Source organism: Colwellia sp., assembly GCF_013214175.1.
Lineage (GTDB): Bacteria > Pseudomonadota > Gammaproteobacteria > Enterobacterales > Alteromonadaceae > Colwellia.
This window is the reverse complement of record NZ_JABSPA010000012.1, coordinates 72,550-88,857: the sequence shown is the minus strand read 5'-3', so window position 1 is coordinate 88,857 and position 16,308 is coordinate 72,550. Positions and strand designations below refer to the sequence as shown.

11 protein-coding genes are annotated in these 16,308 nt (G+C 39.8%); 7 read left to right on the top strand and 4 right to left on the bottom strand.

Annotation, left to right across the window (positions count from 1 at the left end; translation table 11 throughout):
- Nucleotides 1–173: 173 nt before the first annotated feature.
- The 5 genes from HRT55_RS20240 to HRT55_RS20220 all read left to right on the top strand — a co-directional run bounded on the left by HRT55_RS20240 (nucleotide 174) and on the right by HRT55_RS20220 (nucleotide 6,146).
- Complete coding sequence (locus tag HRT55_RS20240) at nucleotides 174–956, top strand: 3-hydroxybutyrate dehydrogenase (protein ID WP_291624147.1); 783 nt, start codon at nucleotides 174–176, stop codon at nucleotides 954–956.
- Nucleotides 957–1,073: 117 nt separating this feature from the next.
- Nucleotides 1,074–2,258: a thiolase family protein gene (locus tag HRT55_RS20235; protein ID WP_291624146.1), complete on the top strand. Its 1,185-nt coding sequence runs from the start codon at nucleotides 1,074–1,076 to the stop codon at nucleotides 2,256–2,258.
- 2 nt (nucleotides 2,259–2,260) lie between these two features.
- Complete coding sequence (locus HRT55_RS20230; protein ID WP_291624145.1) at nucleotides 2,261–2,644, top strand: carboxymuconolactone decarboxylase family protein; 384 nt, start codon at nucleotides 2,261–2,263, stop codon at nucleotides 2,642–2,644.
- A gap of 347 nt (nucleotides 2,645–2,991) precedes the next feature.
- Nucleotides 2,992–5,061, top strand: a complete 2,070-nt coding sequence (locus tag HRT55_RS20225; protein WP_291624144.1) for a PHB depolymerase family esterase — start codon at nucleotides 2,992–2,994, stop codon at nucleotides 5,059–5,061.
- A gap of 446 nt (nucleotides 5,062–5,507) precedes the next feature.
- On the top strand, nucleotides 5,508–6,146 hold the full coding sequence (locus HRT55_RS20220) for an ABC transporter substrate-binding protein (protein WP_291624143.1): 639 nt from the start codon (nucleotides 5,508–5,510) through the stop codon (nucleotides 6,144–6,146).
- A gap of 113 nt (nucleotides 6,147–6,259) precedes the next feature.
- On the opposite strand, the gene HRT55_RS20215 is transcribed toward HRT55_RS20220, so the two are convergent.
- Together HRT55_RS20215 and HRT55_RS20210 are read right to left on the bottom strand one after the other, a co-directional pair.
- Entirely contained in the window at nucleotides 6,260–7,240 is a 981-nt protein-coding gene (locus HRT55_RS20215) for an alpha/beta hydrolase (RefSeq protein WP_291624142.1), read from the bottom strand.
- Nucleotides 7,228–8,454, bottom strand: coding sequence for a CynX/NimT family MFS transporter (locus HRT55_RS20210; RefSeq protein WP_291624141.1), 1,227 nt, complete (start codon nucleotides 8,452–8,454; stop codon nucleotides 7,228–7,230). The genes HRT55_RS20215 and HRT55_RS20210 overlap by 13 nt, the downstream gene beginning before the upstream one ends.
- Nucleotides 8,455–8,652: 198 nt before the next feature.
- Here HRT55_RS20210 and HRT55_RS20205 point away from each other — a divergent pair, with 198 nt between their 5' ends.
- The gene (locus HRT55_RS20205; protein ID WP_291624140.1) at nucleotides 8,653–12,186 is read left to right on the top strand and encodes a PAS domain-containing hybrid sensor histidine kinase/response regulator; all 3,534 of its coding nucleotides are present in this window, start codon (nucleotides 8,653–8,655) and stop codon (nucleotides 12,184–12,186) included.
- A 142-nt stretch (nucleotides 12,187–12,328) separates the two neighbouring features.
- Nucleotides 12,329–13,054 carry an ABC transporter substrate-binding protein gene (locus tag HRT55_RS20200; protein ID WP_291624139.1) on the top strand — a complete coding sequence of 242 codons (726 nt, stop codon included), beginning with the start codon at nucleotides 12,329–12,331 and terminating at the stop codon, nucleotides 13,052–13,054.
- A 119-nt stretch (nucleotides 13,055–13,173) separates the two neighbouring features.
- Here HRT55_RS20200 and HRT55_RS20195 read toward each other — a convergent pair whose 3' ends face one another.
- Nucleotides 13,174–13,842, bottom strand: a complete 669-nt coding sequence (locus HRT55_RS20195; RefSeq protein ID WP_291624138.1) for a response regulator transcription factor — start codon at nucleotides 13,840–13,842, stop codon at nucleotides 13,174–13,176.
- A gap of 113 nt (nucleotides 13,843–13,955) precedes the next feature.
- Complete coding sequence (locus tag HRT55_RS20190) at nucleotides 13,956–16,208, bottom strand: TonB-dependent receptor (RefSeq protein ID WP_291624137.1); 2,253 nt, start codon at nucleotides 16,206–16,208, stop codon at nucleotides 13,956–13,958.
- Between the last annotated feature and the right edge of the window lie 100 nt (nucleotides 16,209–16,308).

The following is a 16,308-nucleotide window of genomic DNA, read 5'->3' as shown; positions in this document are numbered from 1 at the left end:
GCTAGCTAATGGCACTAAGGTAGTAAATCAACTCGCCCTTAATTCAGCTAAGGTAAGGCAATAAATTTCCGCATACTGCTTGTGCTAGGTGCAAATAGTTTCACCTCAAAATACGAGCCGTTTATCAGCATAAGGATATGCTGATCTTTTTAATCTTTATCAAAGGAAACACTATGCTACAAGGTAAAACAGCACTTATCACCGGCTCAACCAGTGGTATTGGCTTAGCCAGTGCTCATGTATTAGCTGAACAAGGCATTAATTTAGTGCTACACGGCTTAATGAGTGATAAAGAAGGTGCCAGCCTGGCACGCGAATTTAGTGATAAATATCAAATTAAAACTCTGTTCGATAACGCCAATTTAATGGACTCAGACGCCATTAGTGTTTTTATGACCAAAGCAATCAAGACCATGGGCTCGATTGATATATTGATCAACAATGCCGGCATTCAACATACTGAAGCGGTAGACACTTTTCCTGAGAACAAGTGGAATGCCATCATTGCCATTAATTTAACCGCGGCCTTTCATACGACTCAACATTCTTTAGCAGGTATGAAAGAGAACTCATGGGGCCGAATTATAAATATAGCTTCGGTGCATGGTTTAGTTGCTTCGAAGAATAAAGCCGCATATTGCGCAGCAAAACATGGCATTGTTGGCTTTACTAAGGTGGTTGCGCTGGAATGTGCCGAGCATGGCATCACTGCCAATGCTATATGTCCAGGTTGGGTAGATACCCCCCTTATTAATGATCAAATCACTGATATTGCCAAAAAAGAAAACAGTAGTTTTGAGCAAGCAAAATATCAACTAATTACCGCCAAACAGCCGTTACCTGAAATGATGGACCCACGCAAAATTGGTGAATTCATTCTATTTCTTTGCAGTGATAGTGCGCGCAGTATTACCGGTTCATCTTTACCTATGGATGGCGCGTGGACGGCTCAGTAATAGCCAATAGATAGATAATAGGTAATCAGCAGATAGCCAATATTAAGTAAATAAATTATCTCGCGCCCCTTTAACGCCTTATATTAATCGCAATTAAGCTATTGGAAATAAATTGATATGAACTCAGAAGACTCAATTGTTATTGTCGCCGCAAAACGTACTCCTATGGGCAGCTTTCAAGGTTGTTTTAAAGGTGTTTGTGCAACCGATTTAGGCGCAGCAGCCATTGAAAGTGCTCTAGCAAGTACCGCACTTGAAAGTAGTGATGTTGATGAAGTGATCATGGGCTGTGTTTTACCCGCTGGCCTTGGTCAAGCCCCTGCAAGACAAGCAACATTAAAAGCAGGTCTACCTGAAAAAGTTGGCGCTACCACCATTAATAAAGTGTGTGGTTCAGGAATTAAAGCAATGATGTTTGCCCATGATCTCATTAAAGCTGGTTCGATGAATATTGTTATTGCTGGCGGTATGGAGAGCATGACTAATGCGCCTTATATGTTAGCCAATGCTCGAGCGGGTTTTCGTATGGGTCACGGCAATATAAACGATCATATGATGATGGACGGTTTAGAAGACGCTTATGAAAATAAAGCCATGGGCTGCTTTGCTCAAGATACCGCTGATGAACATCACTTAACCCGTGAAGATATGGACAGCTTTGCCATCAATTCATTAGCTAAAGCCACACAAGCTATCGAATCAGGTGCATTTGTTAATGAAATCGCGCCCTTTACAGTAAAAAGTCGACGTGGCGATACGCTCGTAACGATCGACGAAGCGCCAGCCTTAGTTAATAAAGATAAAATCCCTAGCTTGCGCCCTGTGTTTGCCAAAGAAGGCACCATTACTGCGGCCAATGCCTCATCGATTTCAGATGGCGCGGCAGCATTAATACTGATGAAAGAATCAACTGCCAGAGCAAAAGGGCTAACACCATTAGCGCGCATTGTTGCTCATGCCAGTTATGCACAAGCACCCAAAGATTTCACCCTTGCGCCCATTGGCGCTATCAATGCTTTATTAGCCAAAGCACAATGGCAACAAGATGATGTCGATCTTTGGGAAATTAACGAAGCCTTTGCCATGGTTACCATGTTAGCTGTAAATGAACTAAATCTTGATACCGCTAAAGTGAATGTGAATGGCGGTGCCTGTGCTTTAGGGCATCCCCTTGGCGCAAGTGGTGCGCGTATAGTCACTACGTTATTACATGCCCTGCTCAATAGAAAATTAACTAAAGGTGTTGCCAGTTTATGTATTGGCGGCGGTGAAGCAGTGGCTATCGCTATTGAGGCACTTTAGTTATGTTGGATAATAAAACTAACTCACAAAAATCTGCTGGCGAAACTATCAGACGAAAAGTCATGGGTGATGACTTTGTTGATAGCGCCTTAGCTAAAGCGACTGATTTGACTCAACCGATGCAAGAATTCATTAATGATCATGGTTGGGGATCAACGTGGCAAAGGCCTGGGTTAGACTTAAAAACCCGCAGCTTAGTTACTATTGCCATGTTGGCTGCTCTAAAAGCGCCACAAGAATTAAAAGGTCATATTCGCGGCGCACTCAATAATGGCGCCAGCATTGAAGAAATTCAAGAAGTGCTGCTGCATAGTGCCGTCTATTGTGGCGCACCTGCGGCGCAAGAAGCCTTTCGCGCCGCACAAGAAGTATTGATAAACGAATAAGCTTTAACGCCAAGTTAACTAAGCCATAAGCGACTTACCGAGTTAATGGCTTAGCTAACTTGGCATTACTCAAATATTAGTACTCAAAAATACTTATTCAAAGATATAACTTCTTTTAAAACCTGCCTTTAAAATCCTCAAGCAGTGAACCTTTATAGCTCACATCCCAAAAAATCAGTTATCAAAGCTAAAAACTAAAGCTAATTATTTTCCTTGTTCACTTACCGATACTACTAAGGTGCCACTTCTTTTTACGATGAAATTGCCTAGAGTAGCTACTGTGCAAAAAACGCACAAGGATGTTCAACCAACGGATAATTATAATAAATAAAAAAGCAGGTTTTCTTATGAAGATATTATTAGCATTGAGTATAAAAATAAACGTTAACGTAATAATAAAACTATTAACCTTACTACTGGTGATACCGCTAAGCGCTTACGGCGGAAGTTGGCAGCAAAACGTCGCAATTGGTGGCTTTAACAAGGTCCATATATACACCCCTGATTCAATGTCACCCATAGGCGAAGGCAAGTCGCTACTAATAGTGTTGCATGGCTGTGTGCAACCGATAGATAATTTTTTAACTGCCAATTTAGAAGTCGCTGCTGAAACATATGGCATGGTAATCGCGATACCTGATGCGATGAATAAAGCAGGCTATAGCTGCTGGTCCTATTGGCAAGGCAGTATAGCTAGAACGGCGGGCGATTATAAAAACCTGATCAACTTAGCCAATACCTTATCAAGTGATAGCAACCAAACTATCGATGCCAAACAAATCTACATAGCTGGCTTATCTTCTGGCGGAGCTATGTCTGCACAAGTTGCTTGTTTAGCTCCTGATATTTTTTCCGGTGTCGCCCCTAGCGCCGGCCCAACGATAGGTACGAGTTCAAATGGTGCAATAACAACTTGCGAAACTGTATCCCCGACAACTTTTAAGGCACGTTGTGAAGGATACGCAGGCACAGCCAAAAATCACTTTGCTACTCAAATAGCCGCAATTGGCCACGGCACTGCCGATACCGCAGTAAATACCTGTTATAACCAACAAAATTCTGATGGTTTTGCCAATGTTTACGGGGTAAGCCAATTAACTGGCAGCAACATCATTTCAGAAGGCTCAGGCCATAGTGCTGCTGAAACACTGTGGACTGATAATCGAATCGCCATGTTATGGTTTGATAACTTAGACCATTCTTGGTCAGGTGGTGCAGGCGCAGGTGGTGATTATATCGCAGGCAACAGCATTAACTTTGCTAGCTACCTAGGACAATACTTCGCTGAAAATAATAAACGTGTCGATAGAAATTCAGGCCCAACCATCAGCAATCACAGCGCCGTTGATGAAAGTAGTCATATAGTTATTAGCGGTAATGCCATTGATTATGAAGGAAGTGTAAGTAATGTCTCTTTAAATATTTATACATTAGATTCAGGCACTGCAGTATTAATTGAAACACTAAACAGTCAAGCCGCCGTTGCTGATGGAGCTTATAGTGTAACTTCCACTTTGCTAGCTGATGGTTTATATCAAGTAACATCGACAGCTACCGACAATGAAGGAAAAACTGGTGATAGTGCATCTGTCACTACTAGAGTAGGCCCAGAGCCACCAGAAACTGCGCCTGTATTATCAAATATTAACCTCGTTGTTGCCGGTCAATGTATATCAATAACTGGCAGTGTTATTGATATAAACCAAGATTTAGCCAGTGTGGTAGTGAGCTTTGCTAATGGTGATATCAGTGCAAATATTTCAGAAAATAACTTTGCTGCCGAGCAATGTAACTTAGCTGGTGGTGGGCAAAATGCAACGGTAACCGCGACAGATACTACAGACCTATCAAGTACTGAAACAGTAACCTTTACCATAGACGCTGGTGTTATTGGTGATTACAATCTACACATTAATTCTGGTCATATCACTTGGGGGAACAGTTACTCTGCTTGTTACTTGGCTTTTGGCAGCAATGAGTTCACTATGCGTGAATATCCTGCTGGCAGTGAGCAGTGTCAATGGATAGCTGATGGCGAACCTAGCTGTGCGGGTCCAAGTCAAAGTTGTGTTATAAACAATAACACCCCTGATAACGATACCGATAATGATGGCATAATTGATAGTGCAGATAACTGCCCTAACACCAGCAATGTCGATCAAGCTGATAATGATAACGACGGCTTAGGTAATGTTTGTGATGCCACCCCTGATGGTGACATCCCTGATCCTATATTTACTTGTCAGCAATTTACTAGCAGCAACTATGCACATGTACAAGCGAATAGAGCAACCACCAATGGTTTTTATGCTTATGCTATTGGCTCAGGGGAAGCATTGGGGCTTTATAATATCTTTTACTCAGCAACGCTTGCGCAAACAGCAGACAACTTCTTTTCTATAGGGACTTGTCCGTAAAGCCGGAGGTTAAAATAAAAAAGTCGCGCTAAAATTTTTAGCGTGACTTTTGGTGATTAATTTTAAAAAAAAATTTACAATCATTTTTCTTCATTACATGAGTTAATTCAATATAGGCATTACTTGTGCGTTGAAAGCTCGAATATTTCTTTGTTTGCTAAAAATAATCAGAGCAATCTTTTCTCTCGTTAAAACTTACATTAAAATCAGTGATGACTACACTTTAGCTATAATTTAAAAGCAGATTATTCGTGCAATACAGTCATTGATAATAATTTTGTTAGGAAAATAATATGCCGTACTTTAAGCTCTTATTACTATTAATTTGTAGCGCTCTATTCTCAGCTCAAAGCTTCGCTAAAGTAGATGTTAATCTTTTAATTGAAGATGGTTATTATCCACTGATAATAAATACTGAAAAAGAACAGGGTTTAGCTTTTGAATTAGTGAAAATTTTAAATGAGTCGCAGCATGAATTTAACTTCTTTCTTAATACTCTGCCCTCAAAAAGGCTTATTAAATCTGTGCAAGAAAAAAAGTTTGATGCTTTATTTTTAATGGCTATGATTTGGCTACCAAAATCAACTCATTCATATCTGACAAAAACAAAATTCTCAGTAACCGTAGCAAATGAATTATATGCATTAAAAGAGAATGCACTCGATCAATCTTATTTTGATAATCTCGATGAGTTAACTAAGGCTGGGGTGCTAGGCTACTCATATAAATTTGCTGGCTATAATACTGATCAGATGTTTTTAAGCAATGTGCATAAAATGAGCCTAACCAGAAGTGAAGTCCATGTTGCTAGAATGGTTTTATTTAAACGAGCAGAGATTGGCATTATTGGTAACCTTGCCAGTCAGTATTTTAAAAAGACTAAGACCAATACTATTGATATGAGCCTGCTTTATAAGAGTGATATCCCGGATCAAATTTATAACACCGCATTTTTAGTAAACCAACAAAGCTCGACAATAACGGCTTATAAATTTGATGAAGTTTTAAAGTTGCCTACGGTAAAAAATAAACTTAATGATTTATTCAAAAAATACGGCATAGATTCGAGCGTAAAACCTTGGTAACCCCTTAGTTTTCAAAATCTAGTTATATAAAACATAGCCATACGACATAGCCATATAAAAACTGAGCAATTAAGCTCGGTAAAGATGAGAAATACCAAAGGAAATAATAAAGCTTATTTGTTGTCAGAATCCGCCTTAACAAATTCATTAATAAGCCGGTAAGTCGCTAAACATTCTTCACTAACCAGTTCATCAAGTAACATATAGGCGTGAGTCATACCGTCAAATGAATGGTGTTCAACTGCTACACCTACTTCTGTTAATGACTTAGCATAAGCAATGCCCTCATCTCTAAGTGGATCACAACCTGCAGTGATCACTAAAGTGCTTGGCATGTTTGCTGAGAACTCTCCGAATAACGGCGAAGCTTTTGTTATTTTAGCCTGGTCTAGGCTATTGGCATGAAAGTACTGCTGAAAATACCAATGTATTTTATCTTGTTCTAATAAAAAACCTTGACCATTTTCATCAATAGAAGCGCTACTCATGGTGTAATCTACACTCGGGTAAATTAGAATCTGCTTAGCTATTTTGACTGAAGAGTTCAGCAATTCATTATGCTGGTTATTCATCACTAAACTAGTACAAATGGCGCCACCGGCACTATCGCCAGCAATATAAAGCTGGTCACTATGTTTCATATCAAAAAGTAAGCTTTGATAGTGCCTAAGTACTTGCTGACAATCATCTAGACCCGCAGGATATGGATGCTCTGGTGCTAAGCGGTAATCTACACAAATAACAATGGCCTGCGCCGCAATAGCGAGCTTACGGCTAATAGGGTCGTATAAATCGATGCTACCGCACATATGGCCGCCGCCATGAAAGTGCAGTAATACCGGTAAAGTATCATTAGCTGCTGGGTTATAAATGCGCACGGGAATATTATGGCTAGCTGTTGCTAAGTAACTGTTTTTTACTATGTCCATATGTGGCCCAGCGCCAATTAACGGCGCTAAGTTATCCAAACCTTGTCTAACTAAGTCGACACTAAAGCCCTGGCCATTTTTTTTGGCTTTAGCTTTGGCATCGGCCATAGCCTTATTAGATTTATCAAGAAAACCGACTAACTTAGGAGAGATTATTCCGCGCATAATTTGTCCTCACTTGCTTTGCTTTTATCATCACCTTCATTAGTGATGGCTGCTTTTACCTTTCCTGTTTCAGGCAAGAAAAAACTCCCAATAAAAAAGGTACTACTGACTATTGAAATGAGAATAAATGAGACGGTGTAATCACCTTGATTGATATCCACTAACTTGCCAAATAACCATAAGATAACCGTAGAAATTAAGTAGCTGATTGAGTAGAACAAACTAAATACCACGGTAATACGTTGCCCGGTCATTTTGGGTAATTCATGGGGAATAGAAACCAAAGCAGTGATAGGGAAGAAAATGAAAAAACCTAATACTATGGCTGATAAAGTTTGTAACCACTCACTGCTACTAAACGACACACCAATAATGGTTATCACCATGACAGCACCAGACCAACGAATAACGGGTAGACGCAGTGGCATTTTTTTACTGTAAATAATACCTGCTAATGTGCCGACAATACCAAAACCAATCACCCACTTACTTTGGCTAATACCGGCTTTAGGATAGAAGGTAAATAAACAAATATAAAACGCCAATAGCCCAGAGTAAGTTAAACCATAAGCCCAATTAAACTTATCTTTAAGACCATCGATATAACTGTAATTGGCCACGGCGTTTCCATCTTGGTTTTGCTCATCGCTTTCAAGTTCGAACTTTACCAATAACCAAGCAAAGCTAAGTAATAAACTAGCAATAGAAAAAGCAGTTAGGCTAACCTTCCAATCTCCAGTGAACTGATTAATTTCAGCCATTTTCCACAGCACAATACCAGTACCGATATTAAAAGCCACGGCATTCAGGCCGTTAATCACCGGACGCTCATCCGCTGGAAACCAGTGCATAACAATAGGGTTAAAATAAACAATCATAAAGGCGCCACCTAAGCCCATAAGAAACCGACTAAGTAGCAGTAATTCATAATTAGGCGCTAATGGCGTTAATAAACCAATAACAATAAATAGGCTAGCAATAAAAAATGCGTATTTAATACCAAACTTTAGCGCAACCCAGGCTGCACCAAAGGTACCAACAATTTTAGCCAAGGTGACTGCACCACTGATAAAGCTAGCGGAGGCTAAACTATCAACATGCATAGTCGCCATGATTTGTCCCATACTTGCTGTGCCACCAACCCAAGCCATAGCAAAGAGTACATAACTAATAAAAACAATGGCTTCAACCAAGTATTTGTTACTGATTTTCATATGTGATAGTTTCTAATCCAGGAGAATATTTATCGTTAGGTTAGCGTATGACGGCTAGCAAATAACTACTACCTTAGTTCACTACCCTGCTACAACTGGCGTGGTATGCTAGCGATAACATTATTTACCGATAACTTTTAGCACCTATTTACCGCACTCGTTTACCATGCTCTTTGACCATAATAAAAGGCACTGCATTTGTTAGTTTGGCTTTCACTTGATACTTGGCTTATCACCGTTCTTTCCATAGCCTACTTAGCACTACTCTTTATTGTTGCTCACTGGGGGCAAAATCAAGCCCCTGAAAACTGGAGCTGCAAACCTTGGGTATATAGCTTGTCGCTAGGGGTTAGTTGTAGTTCATGGGCTTTTTACGGCACGGTCGGTCAAGCAGCGACCACAGGCGCTTGGCTCGCGCCGATTTATATTGGTTCTATTCTTTCTTTCGTATTGGCTTGGCCAATGTTGCAAAAAATCCTGCTGATTGTTAAGCAGCAAAATTTAACCTCTATTGCCGACTTTATTGCCTTTCGCTACGATCGTTCACCCAAAGTCGCCGCTCTGGTTACCATTGTCGCGCTACTAGGCATTATCCCTTATATCGCCCTGCAACTTCGCGCCATCAGTACCAGCTTTGATTTATTAACAGGCACTTATCAATCAGGCATTAGCACGGCTTTTGTTGTCACTATCGTACTTATCTTCTTCAGTATTTTATTTGGTACTCGCCAAATAGCCGCCAATAAGCAAAACCAAGGGCTAGTATTGGCTATCGCTTTTAGCTCAATTATTAAATTATTCGCCTTAACGGCGATAGGTATTTTCGCGACTTTCTTTATTTTTGATGGCTTTAGCGACTTACTTAGCCAAGGTAAAAACATCAGTTCAATTACCGGTACAAACTCAGCCTACCTTGCTGTCGCCCATGCGGTATTGGGGGCAATTACTATCTTTATCTTGCCGCAACAGTTTCATATGATGATGATTGAAAACCACCATCAACAAGAGTTAAAAACAGCCCGTTGGTTGTTCCCTTTATACCTGCTATTAATTAATGTCTTTATTTTACCCATTGCCATCGCTGGCCAGTTAACCTTTCCTGGCGGTAGTGTCGATGCCGATACCTATGTGTTAACCATCCCGCTTTTTTATCAACAAGCCTGGTTAGGTATCACTGTTTATATTGGCGGCTTAGCCGCGGCCACTAGCATGGTTATAGTCGCGGCTATTGTGCTTAGTACTATGGTGGCAACTGAAGTATTAACCCCCTTGGTATTGAAATTCCGCTTATTTAATATCAAGGAAACTCAGCAGTTATCAGGGCTATTACTTAACTTACGCCGGGGTTCCATCGCCATTATCTTACTGCTGGCGTTTGTTTTTGAGCGTATCATTGCCCAGCAAAACCATCTTGCCACCATTGGCTTGCTCTCGTTTGTCTTACTCTCTCAATTTGCCCCAGCGACAATCGGCGCGCTGTATTGGCGTAAAGCTAATACTAAAGCGGCCTTAACGAGCTTAATTGTTGGTAGTTTTGTTTGGTTTTATACCTTATTACTGCCAGCATTAATGCCAACTAGCCAATGGCTTGAAACCGGTTTATGGCATATCACTTGGTTAAAACCTACTGCCCTTTTTGGGATGAATTTTCTAGATAGTACTAGCCATGGGGTTTTTTACAGCTTGCTATTTAACCTTACCTGCTACGTTATCGTCTCAATGGTAAGCCGGCGCAGTGTCGGTGAAAAATTACAAGCCGAGTACTTTGTTAATAAAAGCCAAAATCAGTTTGAACGAAACTTATCCCTAGATGACTTATACAGTTTATTAATGCGCTTTATTGATAAGGAAGCAGCTGAAGCCTTGGTTAGCTTTGCTAAAAGTGATCTAAATACTAATAAAAACAGTAGTAATAAAAACCAGAAGCTCATTGAATATACCCGCTTACAGCTTTCCGGAGTACTTGGCTCTGCCTCAACACGCATGGTAATGAAAGCCGCTTCAACTTCACAAGAAATGCCCTTAGAAGATGTCGTTAGTATTGTTGATGAAGCTAACCAAATATTCCGCTTTAACCGTGAATTATTACAATCAGGAGTGGAGAATATTGAGCAAGGCATTAGTGTCATTGATGCCGATATGCGCTTAGTAGCCTGGAACCAACGCTATATTCAATTACTTGATTATCCTGAAGGTTTTGTAACAGCAGGAAAGTCAGTGGCAGAATTACTGCGCTATAACATTGATAAAGGCGTTATTACGGGTGTAGGCAGTGAAATAAATATTGCTACGGGTACTGAATCGAATACGCATATAGATAGCTGTACTAGCGTAGAAAGTGAAGCTTTAATTGCTCGACGTATTGAGCATATGCGCATGGGCCATAACCATTACTTTCAGCGTACTATGCCCAATGGCATAGTATTAGAAATCAGAGGGCAATCTATGCCAGGTGGTGGCTTTGTTAGTACCTTTTCTGATATTACCGCCCATATTGAAGCCGAAAAAGCCTTACAAAAATCCAACGAAAGTTTAGAAAAGCGTGTTGAAGAAAGGACGCAAGAGCTAAGACACGCCAAAGCTGAAGCAGAAGCAGCCAATAGCAGTAAAACCCGTTTTTTAGCGGCCGCCAGCCATGATTTGATGCAACCCTTTAATGCCTTATCACTGTTTACCTCTATGCTGAAAAAGAAAGTTGCAACGAAAGAGTTAGCGCAGTTGGCCAATAATATTGATGATTCCCTAAATGTTGTTGAAGCACTGCTTTCCGATTTGGTCGAAATATCACGCCTTGATCATAACTCAGAGAGCATTGAGAAAAAGCACTTTGCGCTAGATGAGTTATTAATACCGCTAAAAAATGAGTTTACTGTTTTAGCTCAGCAAGATGACATCAACTTTAGCTATCAAGCTAGCTCCACTTGGGTCAATTCAGATAAACGTATGTTACGACGAATAATACAGAACTTTTTATCAAATGCTGTGCATTATTGCCGCGATAAAACCGGTGATAAAGCAGCTATAGCCAACAAAATAGTATTGGGTGTTCGTCATAACAAAGACATGGTTCGCATCGAAGTTTGGGATAACGGTCCAGGTATAGCAGCAGATAAACAACAAACTATTTTTCAAGAATTTGAGCGTTTAGAACAAAACCGTGAAATACCTGGCCTTGGTCTAGGTTTAGCCATTGCAGAGCGCATGACTGGCCTGCTTGGTTCGAAAATATCAGTTAAATCGACCGTTGGCAAAGGCACGGGCTTTATGATTGAAGTACCTCGAGTGCAGCCTAGTGCGGTTAATGGCGGCAGTGAAATATCAACCATTAACGGTAAAAAATCAGACTCCAGCAGCGATAACTTTGCCAATATGTCAGTGTTGGTTATCGATAATGATGCGCTTATGCTAACCGCGATATCTTCACAGCTTACTGAGTGGGGCTGTAATGTCTATACCGCTAAAGATCAAGCATCACTAAGCAAGGTGACTAAAGACATGCAACAGGCCCCTCGTTTTATCATTGCCGATTATCACCTTGACAACGATGCCAATGGTGTAGATTTAGTGAAAAGTTTATTGAACAAAGAAAATTGGCAAAGTCCTTGTGTAATATGCTCTGCCGATCCTTCCGAGCAAGTTAGACAACACACCAGTGACGGCAAGTTTTTGTTTTTAAGAAAGCCGGTAAAATCGCTAGCGTTAAAGCGCATAATTAGGCAAATGATTGCCTGATAGTGAGTATTTACTGGCTTTTAATATATAAGAGTTTTTACCTGAAGCACCGGTCAAATTAATCAGCAGAACTAACCTTGCTAAACACAAATTAGCCAGTAAACTTTAATAGTAGCATGACTATTTTTAGGAATTGTTACCCATGCCCTCTTTAAAGCCTTACTTTTTATTTTTGATATCTTTACTCCTTTGCCCAGCTATTCAGGCAGAGCCCTCGTATACGATAAAACTAGGGACCAAAGTGGCATGGCCACCCTATCATATTGACTTGAAATCAGGTGCGACTGGTGTTGCGGTTGAAGCTGTAGACTGTGTGATGGCGCGTATTAAACAGCCTTATGAAATAAATAAACTGCCTTGGTCTCGCGCGCAAGCGTTAACTAAGTCTGGCGCCTTAGATGGTTTTTTCTCAGCCTCTCAAAGTGACAAAAGAGATGGCTATGCTGAGCTATCAAGGGTTTTTATCCCACAAATACGTAAATTCTATTTTTTAAAAAAATACTTCCCCGCTAAGGTAGAGTTATATTCCATTGACTATATAAAGGAAAGTTTTACTGTAGGCGCTAGATTTAGCTCAAACGCTATGAATTATTTAAAAATAAATAATTACAATATTGGCGCTGAGCACCTTAGCGAAACAGTATTAATGAGAATGCTCGATGCGGGTCGAATGGATGCGGTGTTAGAGAACTCTTTGGTTTTTGCGCTTATGGTCAAAAACCTAGATAGATCTATGGATGAATATTTAAGTATCGAAGTAGGCAAAAAAAACATGGGAGTATATTTTAGTAAAATATTTTTAGATAAACACCCAAGTTTCCTAGCTTTATTCAATGAAAATATCCCACCTTGTAGCTTAATAAAATAAACTATCTGCAACTATATTATTAACCATAATAGCTAAAAGTTATTAGCTCTTTGTTATGAGCAGTTACTTATGATTATTTACTTACTAGAAGCTACTTACGAGAAACTACCTATAAGAAGTTACTTAGGAGAAGTATTTTCCCCAGGTGCTAACATTAATTGCTGATACGCTAGCCCTGCTAAAGTACGGTTATTCACCTCCAGCTTTTCTAAAATAGCCGAAACATGCTTTTTTACCGTGGTCTCTTTAATATTGAGATCATAAGCGATTTGCTTATTGAGCTGACCGTCGGCTACTTTGGTTAGCACTACATACTGTTGTGGCGTTAATTGTGCAAGTTGTTTAGCTAAGCGCTGGTTGGCAAGCGCGACTTGCTGATTTTCATTTTTTTCTATTAGTTCCGGTAACCAGATATCACCCGCTAAGACCGTATCTATGGCACTAGCGATAGTGGTTAAATCAGCGGATTTAGGAATAAATGCCGCAGCGCCAAAGTTAATGGCTTTTTGCATAGTTTCATCATTATCATCAGAAGAAACCATAATCACCACTAAATCAGGATAATGATTTTGCAATTGCGTTAAACCGGTAAAACCGTTGTTACCTGGCATATGTAAATCGAGAAAAATAATTTCTAAACTCGGCGTTGCTTCAATAGCCGTTAACAACTCACTAAAGTTGTCTGCTTCTAACGTACCGGCATCATCAATACACTCCACTATGGCGTGTTTAAGCGCACTGCGAAATAATGGATGATCGTCAGCAATAATTACTTTTGCTGGTGACATATAAGCTCCTAAAACAAGATTAACGTTAATTAAGTTAGTATGAAAAAAAGAGCTGACAAGTGCCAGCTCTTTTTAATTTGTTTCTACTATTTTAACCTAGCCCTCGGCTAAAGTTAGAATTGATAACCTATGGTTAGTGAAACTGTCGATGGATCGCCGTAATAAGCAATCAAGGTAGTATCACCACCAAAACCTGGTAACCAATTACCATCATCATCTTGTCCACCAGTAAAGTCATAGGCGCCAACCATGTACTCTTCATCGGTAATATTTTTCCAATGCAGTGCTGCTGTCCAATCACCATCATTGCTGTACCAATTGATACCAAGGTTTAGTAAACCATAAGCTTCTTGAGTTAACCTATTGTCAAGCTCAACTAAGGCATAATCACCGCGATAGTAATAATTACTATTTACCACGAAGGAGCCGACAGAACTTTCAATATCGTAGGTAACACCAAAGTTAACTGTGGTATCTGGGGTGTTGGCTACGGTATAAATATCAGAGATATCATCATAGCCACTGCCATTCCAGCTGAGTACTTCAGTGAATTCACTATCAATATAACCAAGAGCAAAGTTAAAATTTAGTGACTCTGTCGCTGCATAATGCATTTCAAGCTCTAAGCCTATCGCTTCAGATTGACCAATGTTACCTAAACGTGAATCTAGCACTGTAGGGTCTTCATTTGGCGCGACACTTTTATATTGACGATCTTTATGCTCTAAGGCAAAAACAGTAGCATTTACGCGTAATTGATCAAACCATTCACTTTTAATGCCCAACTCAACTGAATCTACTATTTCAGGATTCACCGCGGGTTCATTAGTAGATGCTCGCGGATTAAAAGTACCTGACTTGAAACCTTGTGAATAACTGGCAAATACCATCATATCGTCATCAATTTGATATTCTGCTCCCACTTTAGGAGTAAATCGTGACCATGATTTATTACCATTTAGTACTTCCGTCTGCGCTAAATCACCGCGGATATAACCGGGTATCCATCCTGATATTGGGTATTCTATCGAGCCATAAACGTCTTTAGTCACATTGGCAGTTTTCTCTTCTTCGGTAAAACGAGCACCTAAGGTAAAGGATAATTTATCGGTGACATTATAAGAACCTTGTCCATATACTGCATAACTTTCACTGTTATTACAGCCACTTTGATCAACAGTCATCGATTGAAATATAATGGCGTCGTAATGACCACAAGACTCTGAATCAAAATAATATAAACCAGAAACAAAAGTTAAATTCTCACCATCGTAATTTAACTGGAATTCTTGTGAAAACTGCTCATCATCATAGACAGCAGGAACATCAAAAATTTGTAATGGCGTATTATCAAAATCAATATTGGTTGGTGAATAATTTTCACGTGCTGCCGTTACTGATTTTACTGACCAAAAATCATTAATAAAGTACTCTGCTGTTAAGCTCCAACCTTCATTTTCAACTAAATTTTCTGTTGGTAAACTTGTATATGAGTCATAAACGCTATCAGGTACCGGCGCATCCGTTAACATACTGGGTAATAAACGGTAACCACCTTTTGCATTCGACTCATCTTTAGTATTGTCGTAGTTAAAACGGAAGAACCAATCATCAGTGGGGGTAAACTCCAATGTAATACGGCCAGCAAAAACATCTTTGTTGTAGTTTTCAGTATCTTGGTTAGCTAATGATGTTTCAAGAAATTCACCATAACCATCACGAGATAAGCTGGCTAAAGCAAAACCAACATAAAATTTGTCATCAATAACAGGGATTTTACCGGCTACTTTGTAATCTTGGCGGCCGTAGTTACCAAAGGTAGCCGTGAGATCGAACTCCCTATCCCCTGACATTTTTTTGGTAACGTATTTAATAGCGCCACCTATGGTATTTTTACCGTATAAGCTACCTTGTGGTCCCCGTAATACTTCAATACGTTCAACATCAATAATATCTAGCACTGCACCTTGTGGACGGGCAATATAAACATCGTCAACATAAATACCAACACCGGGTTCATAACCCCAAAGCGGATCTTCTTGACCAACACCACGGATAAATGCTGTTAAGGTAGAGTTTGTGCCACGGCTACTTTGCAAGGTGGTATTTGGCGAAAACTGTTGCACCTCAGTCATAACACTAATGCCATTTTGCTCAAGTTGCTCAGCACCAATTGAGGTAACGGCGACAGGTACATTTTGCAGAGTTTCTGCCGTTTTACGTGCGGTAACTTCTATACGTTCGAGACCCGAGTTATTTTCAGCGGTTGATGACTCATTCGCTTCTGCTGCAAAGGTAATGTTGGTGGTTATTGCGCTGGCAATAGCTAAAGCGAGGTAACTTAATTTCTTGTTATAGCGTTTCATATTAGTGCCTTATTATAATTATATTGAATCAGCTTTTTTAGATTATTGTGATGTTTTTTACTGATGTTAAAACTCTATAACAAAATTAGACAAAGTTAAT